Here is a 15574-nt window from a genome sequence, read left to right as displayed (position 1 = left end):
CGCTGCGCCCCGGAGGGGTCTCAGCCCGGCCGCGCGGCTGGCTACTAGACTGGGCCCATGCCCGCCCTGCGAGCCCTCCGCCCCTTCGCGCACCGGGAGTACCGCGTGCTGATCACGGCGCTGGCCATCTCCATCTTCGGTTCCGGGATGTGGGCCGTCGCGATGGTCTACGAGGTGATCCACCTGGGCGGCGGACCGCTGGAGCTTTCGGTCGTGACCGCGGCGGGCAGCGTCGGGCTGGTGACGTTTCTGCTGGCCGGCGGCATCGCCGCGGACCGTTTGCCCCAGCGGCTCCTGATCATCGCGGTCGAGGGCGCCAACCTCGCCGTCGTTGCCGCTGTCAGCGGGCTGGCCCTGGCCGGCTTGCTCGAGCTGTGGCATCTCGCGCTGGGGGCCTTCGTGCTCGGCGTCGGGGCTGCGTTCTTCTTCCCCGCCTACTCCGCCATCCTGCCGCGGATCCTGCCGCCCGAGGACCTGCTGGCGGCCAACGGCCTGGAAGGCACCATGCGGCCGCTGTTGCAGCAGGCCGCCGGACCGGCCGTTGCGGGCATCCTGGTGGCGGCCCTGTCCCCCGCCTACGCCGTCACCGGAGTGGCGGCCTGCCATCTGGTGGCCTTCTGCATCCTGAACCTCCTCCACCGCCAGCCCGCGGCAGGGGTCCCGGTCAGCGGAGAGGCTACCGAATCTGGCCAGTCGCGGGCCAAGGCGTCCCTGCGCCACGATCTCCGCGAGGGCGTCAGCTACACCGTCCGGACGCCCTGGCTGCTGTGGACCCTGCTCTGGGCCTGCATTTCGGTGCTGTTCCTGATCGGCCCCATCGAGGTCCTGATCCCCTTCGTGGTCCGGGACCAGCTCGGCGGGGACGCGCGCATGTTCGGTTTCCTGCTCGCCATCATGGGCGTGGGCGGTGCCGCAGCCTCGCTGGCCACGGCTTCTTTTCCCCTCCCGCGCCGCTACCTCACCGTGATGATGGTGTCCTGGGGAGCGGGAAGCCTGCCGATCGCCGCCGTCGGAATCATGGACAGTTTCTGGGCCGTGGCCGCCGCCCTCTTCATCTTCGGCGCCACCGGCGGCGTGGGCAAGGTGATCTGGGGAACATTGCTCCAGCGCCGGGTGCCGCCGCATCTGCTGGGCCGCGTCTCGAGCCTGGACTTCTTTGTATCCCTGGCCCTCATGCCGGTCTCCATGGCACTCGCCGGGCCGGCCGCCGAGGTGCTGCCGGTGTGGCTGATCTTCCTCGTCGCCGGGACCGTGTGCCCGGCGATGGCCGTCGTCGCGATGGCCGTGGCGCGGATGCCGGCCGATGAACTGGCCCACCCCCTTGCCGGCGGTGAGGAGCCCGCCGACGCCCCGACCCCTGCCGAATCCTCCGGACCAGGGCAGCCCGGCCCGGTTTAGACTGCGGCGCGCACCACCGGGATCGACGACGTCGGAAGGCCGCTGGGGAAGATGGTCGGTTCCGGGGCGGTGACGGGCGCCAGCGGGACCCGGACCGGGCCGCCGTCGACCGTGAGCAGTTCCCCGCGCACGTCGACCTCCAGCGGCGCGCCGTCGCGGACGGTCAGGCTGATCGAATCCTGCTCGAGCCCGACGTGCAGGAGCCTGCCCTGGATCTTCAGGTGGAACTCGAGGCCGTCCCATTCGGCAGGCAACCGGGGATCGAAGTACGGCACCGCGCCCTGGTCCCGCAGCCCGGCGAAGCCGCTCACCAGCGAGCTCCACACCCCGCCGGTGGAGGCGATGTGGACGCCGTCGATCGTGTTGCCGTGGGTGTCGTCGAGGTCGATGAACAGGGCGTGGGTGAAGTGGTCCAGCGCGGCCTTGCCATAGCCGACCTCGGCCGCCATGATGCCCTGGACGCAGGCGGACAGCGTGGAGTCGCCCGTGGTGATGGGGTCGTAGAAATCGAAGGCGCGCCGCTTTTCCTCGGCGGTGAAGTCCTGCCACTGCAGGAACATGGCCAGCACGGTGTCGGCCTGCTTAAGGACCTGGTGCCGGTAGATCACCAACGGGTGGAAGTGCAGCAGGAGCGGGTACTTGGACCGGGGCGTGGTCCAGTCCCACGGTTCCAGCGTCATGAAGTCGTTGTCCTGGGAATGGACCTGGAGGTCCTCGTCGTAGGGCAGCTGCATGCGGTTGGCTGCCTGCTCCCAGAGCTGGCGTTCGGCGTCGTCGATCTCCGGGTGGTCCAGCGCCGCCGCGGCGCGCAGGTTGAAGCGCGCCATAACGTTCGTGTACAGGTTGTCGTTGACGACGGCGGTGTACTCGTCGGGGCCCGTGACGCCGTGGATGTGGAACAGTCCGTCCTTGCCGAAGAAGCCGAGTGAGACCCACATCCGTGCAGTCTCGATCAGCAGATCGGAGCCCAGGGTGGCCTGGAACTCGGCGTCCCCGCTGGCCCAGATGTACCGGTTGGTCGCGAAGGCGATCGCGGCGGCGATGTGGAACTGTGCTGTGCCGGCCGCGTAGTAGGCGCTGGCCTCGAGTCCGTTGATGGTGCGCCAGGGGAAGAGCGCGCCGTCGACGCTGAGTTCCTTGGCGCGGATCTTCGCCTCGGGCAGGAGGTCGTGGCGGAATTCCAGGACCTGGCGGGCGTTGCCCGGGTTCGTGTAGGTCAGGTAGGGCAGCAGGTACACCTCCTGGTCCCAGAAGTAGTGGCCGTCGTAGCCGGAGCCGGACACGCCCTTGGCCGGGATGCCGGCCACATCGGCGCAGGCCGTGGCCTGCGCGAGCTGGAAGAGGTTCCAGCGCACGCCCTGCTGGAGCTCGGTCTGGCCCGCCAGGACGATGTCGCCCGTGCTCCAGTAGGCGCGGTAGTGGTCCTCGCTCTCGGCGAAGATCTCGCTGACCGGCTTGAGGCTGGCTTCGGCACTGTCGGCGAGGTCCTCGGCGGCCTGGCCCACGGCGTAGCTGACGCTCTTCTCCAGCAGGAACGGTGCGTCCGCGCTGACGGCGAGCACGTAGCGCACGCTGCTGTCGTCCTGGTCCACCTGGGTGTCGAACGGCTGCACGCCGGCCGAGGTCCAGTGATCCACGGCCATCCCGAGCCGCTGCTTGGATTCCGAGGCTTCCCAGGACAGGCGCAGGGAGCCGTCCCCGCCGTCGAGCCGAAGGGGCAGCAGCACGCGGCCGGCGTGCCGGCCGGCGCGGCGCGGATCATGGGCGGAGTGGTCCTCCACCGGCTGGTCCTGGCGGTTGATGACCGAGGACGTGACGTCCGCGGAGATATCCCGGTCGGCCGCCACTTCGAGGCTGATGCCCAGCGCCCCGCGGGTTGCGTAACCGACGGCGCGCCGTTCCGTGGTGGTCACGGTCGCACCGGAACGGCACTGCCAGGTGATCCGGCACTCGTAGATACCCGTGGCGAAATCCACCGACCGGCGGTAGTCCAGCACGGTGGACTCCTCCAGGCTCAGCGGCTCGCCGTCGATGATGACGGTGAAGTTGTTGGCGTCCGGGACGTAGAGGATCCGCTGGCCGGTGCGGGCAAAGCCGTACGCGTTTTCCGCGTGCTTGATGTCCCAGGTCTCGTGGAAGCCGTTGATGAAGCTTCCCGGAAGTTCGGCGTCCGCGGCACCCCAGTGCGCGCCGCGGATGCCCAGGTGCCCGTTGCCGAGGCTGAACAGGGTCTCCAGGGTGCCGGCATTGCCGGGGAGGTGAACGGTCTCGACCAGCTGCCAGGGATCGTTGGGGAACCGGGCGCGGTCCGAGGTGATGAGAGCCATGGTTTGGGGGGTTCCTTCGGCGGGAGTGGCAGTGGGTTGGGCGGTGGGGTGAGCGGGCCGGGCTAGAGCAGTTCGGCGAGGTCGTTGACCACGACCGTGGCCCCGGCGTCGAGCAGGGTCTGCCGGCCGGCGCCGCGGTCGACGCCGATCACCGAGCGGAAGTCTCCCGCGCTGCCGGCCTGGACGCCGGAGACGGCATCCTCCACCACGACGCACTCCTGGCTCGGCAGGCCCAAGAGCCGCGCGGCGTATTCGTAGGTGGCCGGGCTGGGCTTGCCGGGCAGTCCCTCGGCGACGGCGACGACGCCGTCGACCACCACCGGGAAGTAGTCGGACAGGCCGGCAGCCTTCAGCACGGCAGGGGCATTGCGGGAAGAGGAGACGACGGCGAGCTTGAGCCCGCGGGCCAGCGCGGCCTCAACCAGCCGGACGGAGCCCTCGTACGGCTGGACTCCACCGGCCTCGACGATGTCGTTGAAGACCTTGTTCTTGCGGTTGCCGAGTCCGTGGACCGTGTCATGCGCGGGCTCGTCGTTCACCGGGCCCTCGGGCAGCACAATCCCGCGGGAGGCCAGGAAGTCCCGGACGCCGTCAAACCGCGGCTTGCCGTCGATGTGGTCGAAATAGTCGCTCTCACGGTACGGCTCAGCACCGGGGACCGAGGCCAGGAAGCCGTCAAAGAGCTGCTTCCAGGCGTGCTCGTGCACCACGGCGGTGGGGGTCAGGACGCCGTCGAGGTCAAAAAGGATGGCGGTTGCACCGGAGAGCGCACCGGCGAGGCCGGAGGTGTCGGGAACTACAGTCATGAGTCGAGGTCCTTTCAGACGACGGGCAGGCAAGACGGTTTGGTCAAAGCGATGGTCTAAGGCAGGCAGTTCAGGGCTGCTCGTTTGGGGCCGTTCCGGCGTCGGACGCCGTGCGGATCAGCGTCGGCGTGTGCCGGTGCGCTCTACGAATGTGGTGTCCGGCAGATGGTTCGACGGCGGACTGGCAGGCGGCGGATTGGCAAGTCCTGAGCGATGAAGTCTTTCAATCAGCAGGTTGGCCGCGAACGCGCCCTGGTCGGCCAGTGGCTGGGCAATTGTGGTCAGGCCCAGGAACCAACTCATCTGATGATCGTCTATTCCTATGATGGACACGTTTTCCGGCGCTGACAAACCGGGCTCCCGCATGGCCATGAGCACACAGCAGGCTGTCCCGTCGCAACGAGCGAGGATCGCGGACGGCATCCCTGGGTTTTCCACAGGCTCCACCATGGCCAGCCCGCCGCCTTCGATGCCGGAGCCGGCGTCGAGCACGAGGTCCGGAGGAGACGGTGCAGATGGAGAGTCCGGGGAGCGCGGGGACGTCCTGGATTCTCACGCGCGGGGTGTTGGCCTGCGGCACGGGCTCAGCCCTTTCTTCCCCCCGAAGTAGTGGGCCCGGTGTTCATGGCCGAGGTCGATTGTAAGCGCTTACATATTTGGCATGCAAGTGGATGATCCGGAGTTTGGCAGCGGATTGGGAGCGGGTTGGCAGGCCCGCTTGGCCGGGGGTTGGCAGGGCCCGGCGGGCGTCCTGGTCAGCGCCCGGTCAGCGCCTTGGTAGCGCCTTGGTCACGCAGGATGTAGCGCCCGGTCAGCGCAGGACGTAGTGCCGCAGGAACGCGCTGACGTCCACGAGTTCGGGCTTCGAAATCGTGTGGCCCATGCCCGGATAAGTCCTGGCCGTGAGCTGGGTATTCCGGTTCAGCCACGCCTCGGTGTGCTCGGTAGCCGCGTCGTTGATGACGACGTCGCCCTTGTCCCGGCCCCAAAAGAACGGCGGCCGGGCGGTGAACGATTCGCTCATCGCCAGCAGTTCGTTGTCCAGGACAAAACCCGAGAGCCCCACAGCTGCGCGGAATTGTTCCGGCCGGAGCCGCAGGAGCGTGCTGGCCATCGCCATCCCCTGCGAAAATCCGAACAGGCTGACGCTGCTGTGCCGGGCTTTGACCGACTCAATCCAGGCGAAGACCGCGTTCGTGGAGGCGATGACGTCGGCAAAGTCGTGGGTGAGGAAATAGTCCAGCAGGAACCAGCCGTAGTGGTCTCCAATGTCCTTGGGTCCACGCAGGGCGGCGCAGCTGAACTCGGGCGGCAGGGAAGCGAACAGCTTGGACATGCGGAATTCGTCCGTACCGTAGCCGTGCAGCATCACCAGCAGCGGGGTGCCGCCGCGTTCGTGTTCGGGTTTCGACCAGATCACCGTCTCCATTGGCTCAGCCTATCCAGCACCGCCACGCGTCCCGCCCCGCACGGGCCGCGCTCCGCGGTTTCCGCGGCGTAAGCGGACCTCCGCCCCCCCGGATCCGTGGCGCATCCGTCCGGAAAAGGCGCGGCTGGCCGAAACCGGCGCGGAAATTTCCCCGCGGGGCGGAGGGCGCTTCATTGAAACAGCCGGGGCGGGGTTGTAGCGTGACGCTGGACAGCATGCTTACCATCATCAGCCCGCCCCCGGGCATCAAGGAGCACGTTATGAGAATCGGTTCCGCAATCTTCCTCATCGCCATCGGCGCCATCCTCGCCTGGGCCGTCGCCCCGGGGCTGATCCCCAATGTGAACCAGGCCATGATCGGCTACATCCTGATGGCGGTCGGCGTGATTGGACTCATCGCTTCTCTCGTCCTCGCCGGCCCAGGACGGGGCCGCACGCGCCGGGTCAGCGAAAGCCGCACGGTAGTGGACCCCAACACCGGCGAGACCATCACCCGCAATGAGAGCCGCGACGCAGGCATCTGAGATTTCCCCGCACCCACTAAGCGGCGCGGAATCCAACGACCCGGAAGCCGGGCCGGACCTCGAGGTCGGGCCCGGCTTCCGCCATCCGGGCCCACTCCCCGGCCCGACCACTGGACATGTCCCCCGGCGCCCGCCCCGCAACCACCCCAACCGCAGCACATGCCCAACCCCCGCGGCAGCCCATGGACATATCCCCCAAATGCCCACTCCGCGGCCCGAACACTGGACATGCCCCCAGATGCCCGGCCCCAACACTGGACATGTCCCCCGGCGCCCGGCCCGCAACGACCCCAACCGCAGCACATGCCCAACCCCCGCGGCAGCCCATGGACATATGCCCCGAGTGCCCACTCCGCGGCCCGAACACTGGACATGTCCCCGGCGAAACCGGCCGGGCCACTGGGCATGTCCCGCGGCGAAGCCCACCCTTCTGCGTTCATGTGGTTTTTCATTGACAAACCAACAAGAACAAAGATAAAGTCAAATAATTCCACTTCATGTGACGGGAGTCACCGAAGCGGCCGGGGCGCATTTCCAGCCCAACGCACGGCCAGAACAGAAAACAAGTCAGACGCAGTACGCAATGGAGGGTAAGTGTTCGCCGAAGAACGCCAGCAGCTGATCGTGGGGCTCATCTACGCCAGCGGCCGGGCCAGTGTCACGGACCTGGCCGAGCGTTTCAGCATCACCACCGAAACCATCCGCCGGGACCTCGCCGCCCTGGAAGCCTCCGGAAGCGTCCGCCGGGTGCACGGCGGCGCGGTCTCCCCGGACCGCTTCAGCACCACGGAAGAAAGCATCCTGGAACGGACCGTCCAGCGGCAGCCCGAGAAGACCCGGATCGCCGAGGCCGCCCTGGCCCTCATTCCCCAGGGCCTCACCGGCAGCATCCTGATCGATGCCGGCTCCACCACGGAGGCCCTCGCCGAACTCCTGTCCGCCCGGGCCGCCGGAGCCGCCGCGCAGGGCACCGTTGCGGCATCTGGGTCCGACGCCGAACTCGTCGTCATCACCCACTCCCTGCCCATCGCGTCCCGGCTGTCCGGCGGACCCGGGATCGCCCTGCACCTGCTCGGCGGCAAGGTCCGCGGCCTGACCCAGGCCGCGGTCGGCCAGTCCACGGTGGAAGCCGCCCGCCGGATCCGCCCGGACATCGCCTTCATCGGCACCAACGGCATCCATGCAGCCTTCGGGCTGAGCACACCCGATCCTGAAGAAGCCGCTGTCAAGGCTGCCTTCGTCCAATCAGCGCGCCGCATTGTGGTGCTGGCTGACTCCTCCAAGCTGGACGCGGAAACGCTGGTCCAGTTCGCCTCGTTGAAAGATCTGGACACCGTGATCACAGACTCGCAACCCAGCCGGGAACTCGCCGACGCCCTTGCGGAAGCCGGAGTGGAGGTGGTGGTCGCGTGATTGTCACCCTCACCGCCAACCCCAGCCTGGACCGCACCGTGGCGCTGCCCGGCCCCCTCCTCCGCGGGGAAGTTCAGCGGGCCATCTCCGTCCGCCAGGAATCCGGCGGCAAGGGAGTCAACGTCTCCCGCGCCCTCGTCGCGTCGGGGCTGAAGACAGTCGCCGTTCTCCCCGGCGCCGAGGCCGACCCCGTCCTCACCGGTCTGCGGGAGACCGACGTTCCGTTCGCGGCCCTGCCGATTGGCGAGCCGCTGCGCAGCAACGTGGCCCTCACCGAGCCCGGCGGCGTCACAACCAAGATCAATGAACCCGGACCGGCCCTCAGCGAGGACCAGCAGGAGGCCCTGATCAGCCTGCTGCTGGACCACGCCCGCGGTGCCGCCTGGGTAGTCCTGGCCGGCTCGCTCCCACCCGGGGTCCCGGCCGACTTCTACGCGACCGTCACCCGGCGGCTGCGTTCCCTGTTCGACGGCGAGGCCGCACCACGGGTCGCCGTCGATTCATCCGGCGGACCCCTCGCCGCAGTGGTCTCCGGCGACACCTCGGGAAAACCGGACCTCTTGAAACCCAACGCCGAGGAACTGGTGGAACTGGCTGCCGCAGCCGGTTTCGCCACGAACAAGTCTGCCGAGGAGCTCGAAGCGGACCCGGAAGCTGCAGCAGCTGCCGCCTCCGCCGTCGTGCGCTCCGGAGTGGGTGCCGTACTGGCCACCCTCGGCTCCAAGGGTGCCGTTCTTGTGACGGCCGACGGCGCGTGGCTGGCCACGCACCCGCCGGTCACCGCGGTCAGCACTGTCGGCGCCGGCGATTCCTCGCTGGCCGGATACCTGCTCGCATCCAGCCAGGGCGCCGCCCCGGTCGATTGCCTCCGTCAGGCGGTGGCCCATGGTGCCGCCGCCGCTTCCCTGCCTGGCTCCACTGTCCCGGCAGTCAACCAAACCACCCCTGATGCCGTAACCATCACGGCCCTCCGGAAGGATTGACAGTGACACAGCTCATTACTACCGAACTGGTCGAGCTCGACCAGAATCTGGGCAGCTCGCCCGAGGACGTGATCCGGCATCTGGCAGGCAGGGTTGCAGCCACCGGACGCGCCACCGAGGCCGAAGGGCTTTTCGCCGACGCCTTCGCCCGGGAATCCAAGACCGCCACGGGCGTCCCGGGCGGCATCGCGATCCCGCACTGCCGTTCGACGGCGGTCACCGAACCCACTCTGGCGATGGCGCGGCTGTCCCAGCCGGTCGACTTCGGCGCCAAGGACGGGCCCGCGGACATCATCTTCTTCATCGCCGCTCCCGAGGGCGCGGACCAGGACCACTTGAAGCTGCTTTCGAAGCTGGCGCGGTCGCTGATCAAGAAGGACTTCACGGCCAGCCTGCGCGCCGCGACCTCCCAGGCGGAAATTGTCGACCTCGTCGACGCCGCCCTGGCGGACAAGCCGGCCGCCCACACCGCTGCCGAAGCGACCGGCGCCGCATCCGCGGCCGGCGCCACAGCCGCGGCGGCCGCAACCGGTGAAGGTGCCGGCGCGGCGAAGGCCAAGGGGCCCAAGCGCCTCGTCGCCGTCACCGCGTGCCCCACCGGCATCGCCCACACCTACATGGCCGCCGACTCGCTCGTCGCCGCGGCCAAGGAGGTCGGCGTGGACCTGCAGGTCGAAACCCAGGGATCCTCCGGCGCCAAGGCCCTCGACCCCGCCGTGATCGCCGCCGCCGATGCCGTGATCTTCGCCGTGGACGTCGACGTGCGCGGCAAGGAGCGCTTCGCCGGCATGCCGGTGATCAACGCGCCGGTCAAGCGCGGCATCGACGAACCGGACAAGATGGTCGCCGAGGCTCTCGCCGCAGCGGACAACCCGCACGCCCACCGCGTGCCCCACTTCGGCGCCGAGGAGCAGGCCGAGATGGCCGCCGAGGAAAAGAGTGAGCACATCGGCACGAAGCTGAAGAAGGCCCTCCTGACCGGTGTCAGCTACATGATCCCGTTCGTGGCTGGCGGCGGTCTGCTGATCGCCCTCGGCTTCCTGCTGGGGGGCTACAACATCACCGCCTTCGCGGACAAGATCCTGGCGGAGAACAGCCTCACGAACTTGCCCACCGCGTACCCGGAACTGGCCTGGGGCCCGCTGGGCGCCTACCTGGGGGCCGTGCTCTTCAAGATCGGCGCCCTGTCCCTGGGCTTCCTCGTACCCGCGCTGGCCGGCTACATCGCCTACGCCATTGCTGACCGGCCCGGCATCGCCCCGGGCTTCGTTTCCGGCGCCGTTGCCGTCTTCATGGGTGCCGGGTTCCTCGGCGGCATCGTGGGCGGCCTGATCGCCGGCTACGTGGCCCATTCGATCGGCAAGCTTAAAGTGGCCCGCTGGCTGCGCGGACTGATGCCGGTGGTCGTTATCCCGCTCGTGGCGTCGCTCGCGGCGTCGGGCCTGTTGTTCGTGTTCCTGGGCGCCTACATCGCCCGGGTCACTGTCGGGCTCAACGAGTTCCTGTCCGGCCTCACCGGTGCCAGCGCCATCGCCCTGGGCGTCATCCTGGGCCTGATGATGTGCTTCGACCTCGGCGGCCCCGTCAACAAGGTTGCCTATTCCTTCGCAGTCGCCGGCCTGGGCGCAGCCTCCATCACCAACCAGGCCCCGTGGCAGATCATGGCGGCCGTCATGGCCGCCGGCATGGTCCCGCCACTGGCCATGGCGTTGGCCGCGACCGTGCTGAACAAGAGGCTCTTCAGCCTTGCGGAACAGGAAAACGGCAAGGCTGCCTGGCTGCTGGGGGCCTCCTTTATCACCGAAGGCGCCATCCCGTTCGCCGCCGCGGACCCGCTCCGCGTCATCCCCGCCAGCATGCTCGGCGGCGCCGTGACCGGTGCCATCTCGATGGCGGCCGGCGTGGGCTCGAAGGCCCCCCACGGCGGAATCTTCGTCTTCTTCGCGATCGATTCGTTCCTGTGGTTCTGCATCGCCATTGCAGCCGGTACCGTTGTCGGCGCCTTCGCCGTGATCGGGCTCAAGCGCTGGGCAGTCAAGAAGCCGGTTGATACGGTGGAAACGGTTCCCGTAGCCGCCTGAACCAGGACGCTTTTCCCAGCAGATACTCACAGCTGACAAACACCCAAGCTGACAGCTGACAAACACCCAAGCTGACTTCAAGGAGCAGAAATGACCGAACGTAACGCCACCATTGCCAGCCGGGTCGGGCTGCACGCCCGTCCGGCCGCCATCTTCGCCGAGGCTGCAGGCGAGTTCGACAACCTCGAGATCACGATTGCCCGGCTGGGCGAGCCGGAGGACGAGGCGATGGACGCCGCCAGCATCCTGTCGCTGATGAGCCTCGGCGCATCGCACGGCGAAGTTGTGGTGTTGCGTGCCGAAGGGGAGGGCGCCGACGCCGCACTTGACCGCCTCGTGCAGATCCTTGAGACGGATCACGACGCCGAATAGCCTCACCTTCCGGCCCCGCGCCGGAACACCGGCAGCTTCAGTTGGCCCGGCCGCCCCCCGATCAGGGGCCGGCCGGGCCTTCGCGTTGCCTGCCGCGTTGCTCTGGCGGCGGACCGTCAGGGCAACTTTTATAAGGGGCCTTAGCAAATGCTTGTCACGGCCCCGAGGCGCGGCTAGTTTGGAATCCCCGGCGGCACCGACCGCGGGCCGCCGCCCATGTGGTTCCCGGCCGAAGGAGATGATCGCGCAGCCATGCCAACGAAGAAGGGCGAGCCCCAAGGCTCAGAGAGCCCCAGCATCAAGGACCCCGAGCTCTATGAGAAGTTGCTCGAGGACGGCGCCTCCAAGCAAAAAGCCGCCAGGATCTCCAACGCCGCCGCCAAGCGGGGCCGTTCCTCGGTCGGCCGCAAGGGCGGCAAGGCCGGAGGCTACGAGGACTGGACGGTGCCGCAGCTGAAGGCACGCGCCAAGGATATCGGCCTCAAAGGCTACTCGGCCAAGAAGAAGAGCGAACTCATCTCCGCCCTGCGGAACTCCTGATTAACGTGCACGACGGCGCCAACCGGCATCCGGGCTCAGGCACGCTTTCGCGCCGGCTTCGACGCCGTCACTTTAGGCGCCGCTTCAGTCTTGGAAGCCGCCGCAGTCTTCGAACCAGTCCTGGTTGCCGCCGTCTTGGCGGCCGTGGATTTAGTGCCTGTGGACTTGGCTGCCGCCGTCGTGGCGGAGGTCCTCGGGGCGGCCTTCGCAGCAGAACCGGAGTCCCCGGCAGGAGTCTCCGCCGGCCCACCGCCGCGCTTTTTCTCGATGCTGCGCTTGAGGGCTTCCATCAGGTCGATAACTTCGCCCTCGCCGGCCTCGGCGGGGGCGCCGAAGGTCTCCTCCGTGTCCAGCGACTCCCCCTTGTCCAGCTTGGCCTCAATCAGCTGGCGCAACTGCTCCTGGTAATCGTCCGTGAACTGGTCCGGCTCAAAGTCGGAGGCCATCGAGTCAACCAGGGCCGCGGACATCTCGCGTTCCTGCGCCGAGATCCGGATGGAGGTCTCGAGTGCGGGAAAGCTGGCCTCACGGACCTCGTCGGCCCACAGCAGCGACTGCAGCACCAGGACCTCGTCACGAATCCTCAGCGCGCCAAGCCGGGTCTTGTCCCGCAGCGCGAACTGCACAATTGCCACCCGGTCCGTGTCCTCGAGGGCGCGCCGCAGCAGCACATACGCCTTGGGCGACTTGGAGTCGGGTTCAAGGTAATAGCTCTTTTCAAACATCATCGGATCGAGCTGGTCGACCGGGACGAACTGGACCACTTCGATTTCGTGGCTGTTTTCCGCCGGGATGGACTTGAGCTCGTCGCGCGTCAGGACCACCGTGCGGCCGTCGTCCTCGTAGGCCTTGTCGATGTCCTCGTAGTCGATGATCTTGCTGCAGACCTCGCAACGGCGCTGGTAGCGGATCCGGCCGCCGTCGGCGTTGTGGACCTGGTGGAGGCTGATGTCGTGGTCCTCGGTGGCGCTGTAGACCTTGACCGGCACGTTGACCAGCCCGAACGCTATTGCGCCTTTCCAGATGGCTCTCATGGATCAAGTGAACATCACAGTTGCGCGGAGGTGAAGGGTTTTGCCCAACGGTAAGGAACGCGTCCGCGTGGACGGGCGCGAACTGGTGCTCACCAACCTGGAAAAAATCATGTACCCGGAGACGGGCACCACCAAGGCCGACGTCCTGGCCTACTACGCCGCCGTCGCGCCGGTGCTGATCCCCGCCGCCCGCAACCGGCCGGCCACGCGGAAGCGCTGGGTCCACGGCGTCGGGACCGCAGATGCCCCCGGGGACATGTTCTTCCAGAAGCACCTGGACCATTCAACGCCCGGCTGGGTGCCCCGTGCCGCCATCACGCACAAGGACCGGACCATCCAATATCCCCTGGTCAATGATCCCGCCACCCTCACCTGGCTGGCCCAGATCGCGGCCCTGGAGATCCACGTGCCGCAGTGGCGGGTTGACTCCCACGGCAACGCCATGCCGCCCGACCGGCTGGTGCTGGACCTGGACCCGGGCGAGGGCGCGGGTCTGGCGCAGTGCGTGGAGGTGGCCAGGTTGGCCCGCACCATCCTCCAGGACGTTGGCCTGGACCCCGTGCCGGTGACGAGCGGCAGTAAGGGCATCCACCTCTACGCGGCCCTGGACGGGTCCCAGAGCTCGGACCGGATTTCCGACTTCGCCCGCGAACTGGCCCGCTCGCTCGAGGCAGACCACCCGGATCTCGCTGTCAGTGACATGAAAAAGACCCTGCGCACGGGCAAGGTGCTGGTGGACTGGAGCCAGAACAACGCCGCCAAGACCACCATCGTGCCGTACTCGCTGCGCGGCCGGCTCCGGCCTACGGTGGCCGCCCCGCGGACATGGAGGGAACTCAGCTCCGCGTCGCTGCACCAGCTGGATTTCCAGGAGGTGATGAAGCGCGTCGCAGCCGGCAAGGATCCGTTCGCCCCGGTTTCCGGCGGCCGGCACGGCGCCGGAGCCCCGGCGCACGCGCCGGACCACCGGGCGGACCACCGGCTCAGCGGACTGGCAGAAATCTCTCCCGAGCCGGCCGGCGACGGCGGCGACACCGATCCGCGGCTGGAAAAGTACCGCACCAAACGGGACAGGTCGGCCACTCCCGAGCCCTTCACCGCGGACCGGCACCACGCCGGGGACGACGGCGGGACACGCCGGGAGAAGTTCGTCATCCAGGAGCACCACGCCAGCCGGCTGCACTACGACTTCCGGCTGGAACGCGACGGCGTGCTGGTGTCCTGGGCGCTGCCCAAGGGCGTCCCGACCAGCAAAACCAAGAACCACCTCGCGGTCCAGACCGAGGACCACCCGCTGGACTACGCCGACTTCGAGGGTGACATTCCCAAGGGCCAGTACGGCGCCGGGACGGTCAGCATCTGGGACCACGGACACTACGAATGCGAAAAATGGATCGCGGGCAAGGAGGTCATCGCCACCCTGACCGGAGCGGAGGGCGGCGGCCTCGGCGGACCGCGCAGGTTCGCCCTGATCCACACCGGCCGGGCCGATGACCAGTGGCTGATCCACCTGATGGACCCCGCGGGCCCGCAAGGCCGTCCCGGGCCGCCGCGCCCGGCCGGCACGGCGGACAATACGGAGAAAGACACCGACGAGGCCGCGGACGACGGCGGGGAGGACGGCTCAGCGGACGGCCGCGGCCACGGCGAGGGCGGAGCGGAAACCGCCGCTGGCACCGAACGAGCCCCGGACGCCTCCGGGTTCAGCCCGATGCTGGCCACCTCCGGGACCCTGGCGGACCTTCCGGACCTGGACTGGCAGATCGAGCTCAAATGGGACGGGGTGCGGGCCCTGGTGATCGGCGACGCAACGACGGTCCGGCTCATCAGCCGCAACGGCATCGACATGTCAGTGAGCTACCCCGAGCTGACGGCCCGGTCCTGCTGGCCGGAGCAGGGCTTCGTCGCCGACGGCGAGATCATCGCCGTCGGCCGCTCCGGCCGGCCCGACTTCGGGCTGCTGCAGGGCCGGATGAAACTGAGCAGGGCCGCCGACGTCGCCCGGGCGCAGGAGTCGACGCCCGTGCGGCTGATGCTGTTCGATCTGCTCTTCGACGCCGGCCAGGACCTGCGGCGCCAGCCGCTGAGTGAGCGGCGCAGCCGGCTGGAGCAATTCTTCCGCTCTTCCGCCGCCCCGGTGGAGCTCTCCGGCGTGATCGATGGCGACGTCGCGCACATCCTGGAAAGCGCCGCCGAGCTCGGGCTCGAGGGAGTCATGGCCAAGCGCACGGACGGGCGCTACGTCGGCCAGCGGAGCCGGTCCTGGCTCAAGCTCAAGGTTGAACGGACCCAGGAGGTGGTGGTGGGCGGCTGGCGGCCCGGGAAAGGGGGCCGCCGGGAATCCGTGGGCTCGCTGCTGCTGGGGATTCCGGACGGCTCGAAACTACGGTATGTAGGCCGGGTGGGCAGCGGCTTCAGCACCCGTGAACTCAAGGAACTCAGGCAACAACTCGACGCCCTGCCACGGAAGACCTCCCCGTTCCGGGACGTGCCGGACGCTGACGCGGCAGACGCCAACTGGGTGAGCGCAAAACTCGTCGGTGAGGTCACCTTCGGGGAATGGACCGGCAGCGGGAGGCTCCGGCACCCGGTGTGGCGCGGCTGGCGCCTGGATAAGGCGCCAGCCGACGTCGTCGCAGACCCTGCCGCCGGCCCCTAGCCGTGTGG

At 68.4% G+C, this 15574-nt stretch carries 13 protein-coding genes; 8 read left to right on the top strand and 5 right to left on the bottom strand.

All coding sequences use genetic code 11. The annotated features are described in order from the left end of the window. Positions 1-57: 57 nt before the first annotated feature. A complete protein-coding gene (locus tag AC1DRO_RS10020; protein WP_476950699.1) occupies positions 58-1398 on the top strand; it encodes an MFS transporter in 1341 nt (446 codons plus the stop codon). Here the strand turns inward: AC1DRO_RS10020 and AC1DRO_RS10015 are convergent. The 4 genes from AC1DRO_RS10015 to AC1DRO_RS10000 form a co-directional block, all read right to left on the bottom strand. Then, positions 1395-3725 carry a glycoside hydrolase family 65 protein gene (locus AC1DRO_RS10015; protein ID WP_476950698.1) on the bottom strand — a complete coding sequence of 777 codons (2331 nt, stop codon included), beginning with the start codon at positions 3723-3725 and terminating at the stop codon, positions 1395-1397. The genes AC1DRO_RS10020 and AC1DRO_RS10015 overlap by 4 nt on opposite strands. 62 nt (positions 3726-3787) lie before the next feature. Continuing rightward, positions 3788-4531, bottom strand: coding sequence for an HAD family hydrolase (locus tag AC1DRO_RS10010; RefSeq protein ID WP_223914646.1), 744 nt, complete (start codon positions 4529-4531; stop codon positions 3788-3790). A gap of 117 nt (positions 4532-4648) precedes the next feature. Beyond that, positions 4649-5023 (bottom strand): substrate-binding domain-containing protein, encoded by a 375-nt coding sequence (locus tag AC1DRO_RS10005; RefSeq protein ID WP_476950697.1) that lies wholly within the window; start codon positions 5021-5023, stop codon positions 4649-4651. Between the two features lie 319 nt (positions 5024-5342). Further along, complete coding sequence (locus tag AC1DRO_RS10000; RefSeq protein WP_476945447.1) at positions 5343-5960, bottom strand: alpha/beta hydrolase; 618 nt, start codon at positions 5958-5960, stop codon at positions 5343-5345. A gap of 260 nt (positions 5961-6220) precedes the next feature. Between AC1DRO_RS10000 and AC1DRO_RS09995 the strand changes: the two genes are divergently transcribed. The 6 genes from AC1DRO_RS09995 (at position 6221) to AC1DRO_RS09970 (ending at position 11873) form a co-directional block, all read left to right on the top strand. Beyond that, on the top strand, positions 6221-6484 hold the full coding sequence (locus AC1DRO_RS09995) for a DUF6458 family protein (RefSeq protein WP_018774860.1): 264 nt from the start codon (positions 6221-6223) through the stop codon (positions 6482-6484). Positions 6485-7078: 594 nt separating this feature from the next. Continuing rightward, the gene (locus tag AC1DRO_RS09990; protein ID WP_223914650.1) at positions 7079-7897 is read left to right on the top strand and encodes a DeoR/GlpR family DNA-binding transcription regulator; all 819 of its coding nucleotides are present in this window, start codon (positions 7079-7081) and stop codon (positions 7895-7897) included. After that, positions 7894-8880: a 1-phosphofructokinase family hexose kinase gene (locus AC1DRO_RS09985; RefSeq protein WP_476950696.1), complete on the top strand. Its 987-nt coding sequence runs from the start codon at positions 7894-7896 to the stop codon at positions 8878-8880. The genes AC1DRO_RS09990 and AC1DRO_RS09985 overlap by 4 nt, the downstream gene beginning before the upstream one ends. A gap of 2 nt (positions 8881-8882) precedes the next feature. Further along, positions 8883-10961 carry a PTS fructose transporter subunit IIABC gene (locus tag AC1DRO_RS09980; protein ID WP_476942674.1) on the top strand — a complete coding sequence of 693 codons (2079 nt, stop codon included), beginning with the start codon at positions 8883-8885 and terminating at the stop codon, positions 10959-10961. A gap of 90 nt (positions 10962-11051) precedes the next feature. Further along, positions 11052-11333, top strand: coding sequence for an HPr family phosphocarrier protein (locus tag AC1DRO_RS09975; RefSeq protein ID WP_018774864.1), 282 nt, complete (start codon positions 11052-11054; stop codon positions 11331-11333). 252 nt (positions 11334-11585) lie between these two features. Next, positions 11586-11873, top strand: coding sequence for a DUF7218 family protein (locus AC1DRO_RS09970; RefSeq protein WP_476950695.1), 288 nt, complete (start codon positions 11586-11588; stop codon positions 11871-11873). 35 nt (positions 11874-11908) lie between these two features. Here AC1DRO_RS09970 and ku read toward each other — a convergent pair whose 3' ends face one another. Next, positions 11909-12907, bottom strand: a complete 999-nt coding sequence (gene ku / locus AC1DRO_RS09965; protein WP_476950694.1) for a non-homologous end joining protein Ku — start codon at positions 12905-12907, stop codon at positions 11909-11911. Positions 12908-13016: 109 nt separating this feature from the next. On the opposite strand from ku, the gene AC1DRO_RS09960 reads away from it, so the two are divergent. After that, entirely contained in the window at positions 13017-15566 is a 2550-nt protein-coding gene (locus AC1DRO_RS09960) for an ATP-dependent DNA ligase (RefSeq protein ID WP_476950765.1), read from the top strand. The last annotated feature ends 8 nt before the right edge of the window (positions 15567-15574 follow it).

The organism is Arthrobacter sp. P4_F11 (genome assembly GCF_056401395.1).
This window is presented reverse-complemented; position numbering and strand designations above follow the sequence as displayed.

Bases quoted from the DNA above. Each gene is read 5' to 3' on its own strand.
- AC1DRO_RS10000 (WP_476945447.1), bottom strand. From the start codon at position 5,960: ATGGAGACGGTGATCTGGTCGAAACCCGAACACGAACGCGGCGGCACC.
- AC1DRO_RS09975 (WP_018774864.1), top strand. From the start codon at position 11,052: ATGACCGAACGTAACGCCACCATTGCCAGCCGGGTCGGGCTGCACGCC.
- AC1DRO_RS09960 (WP_476950765.1), top strand. From the start codon at position 13,017: ATGTACCCGGAGACGGGCACCACCAAGGCCGACGTCCTGGCCTACTAC.
- AC1DRO_RS10010 (WP_223914646.1), bottom strand. From the start codon at position 4,531: ATGACTGTAGTTCCCGACACCTCCGGCCTCGCCGGTGCGCTCTCCGGT.
- AC1DRO_RS10020 (WP_476950699.1), top strand. From the start codon at position 58: ATGCCCGCCCTGCGAGCCCTCCGCCCCTTCGCGCACCGGGAGTACCGC.
- ku (WP_476950694.1), bottom strand. From the start codon at position 12,907: ATGAGAGCCATCTGGAAAGGCGCAATAGCGTTCGGGCTGGTCAACGTG.
- AC1DRO_RS10015 (WP_476950698.1), bottom strand. From the start codon at position 3,725: ATGGCTCTCATCACCTCGGACCGCGCCCGGTTCCCCAACGATCCCTGG.
- AC1DRO_RS09995 (WP_018774860.1), top strand. From the start codon at position 6,221: ATGAGAATCGGTTCCGCAATCTTCCTCATCGCCATCGGCGCCATCCTC.
- AC1DRO_RS09970 (WP_476950695.1), top strand. From the start codon at position 11,586: ATGCCAACGAAGAAGGGCGAGCCCCAAGGCTCAGAGAGCCCCAGCATC.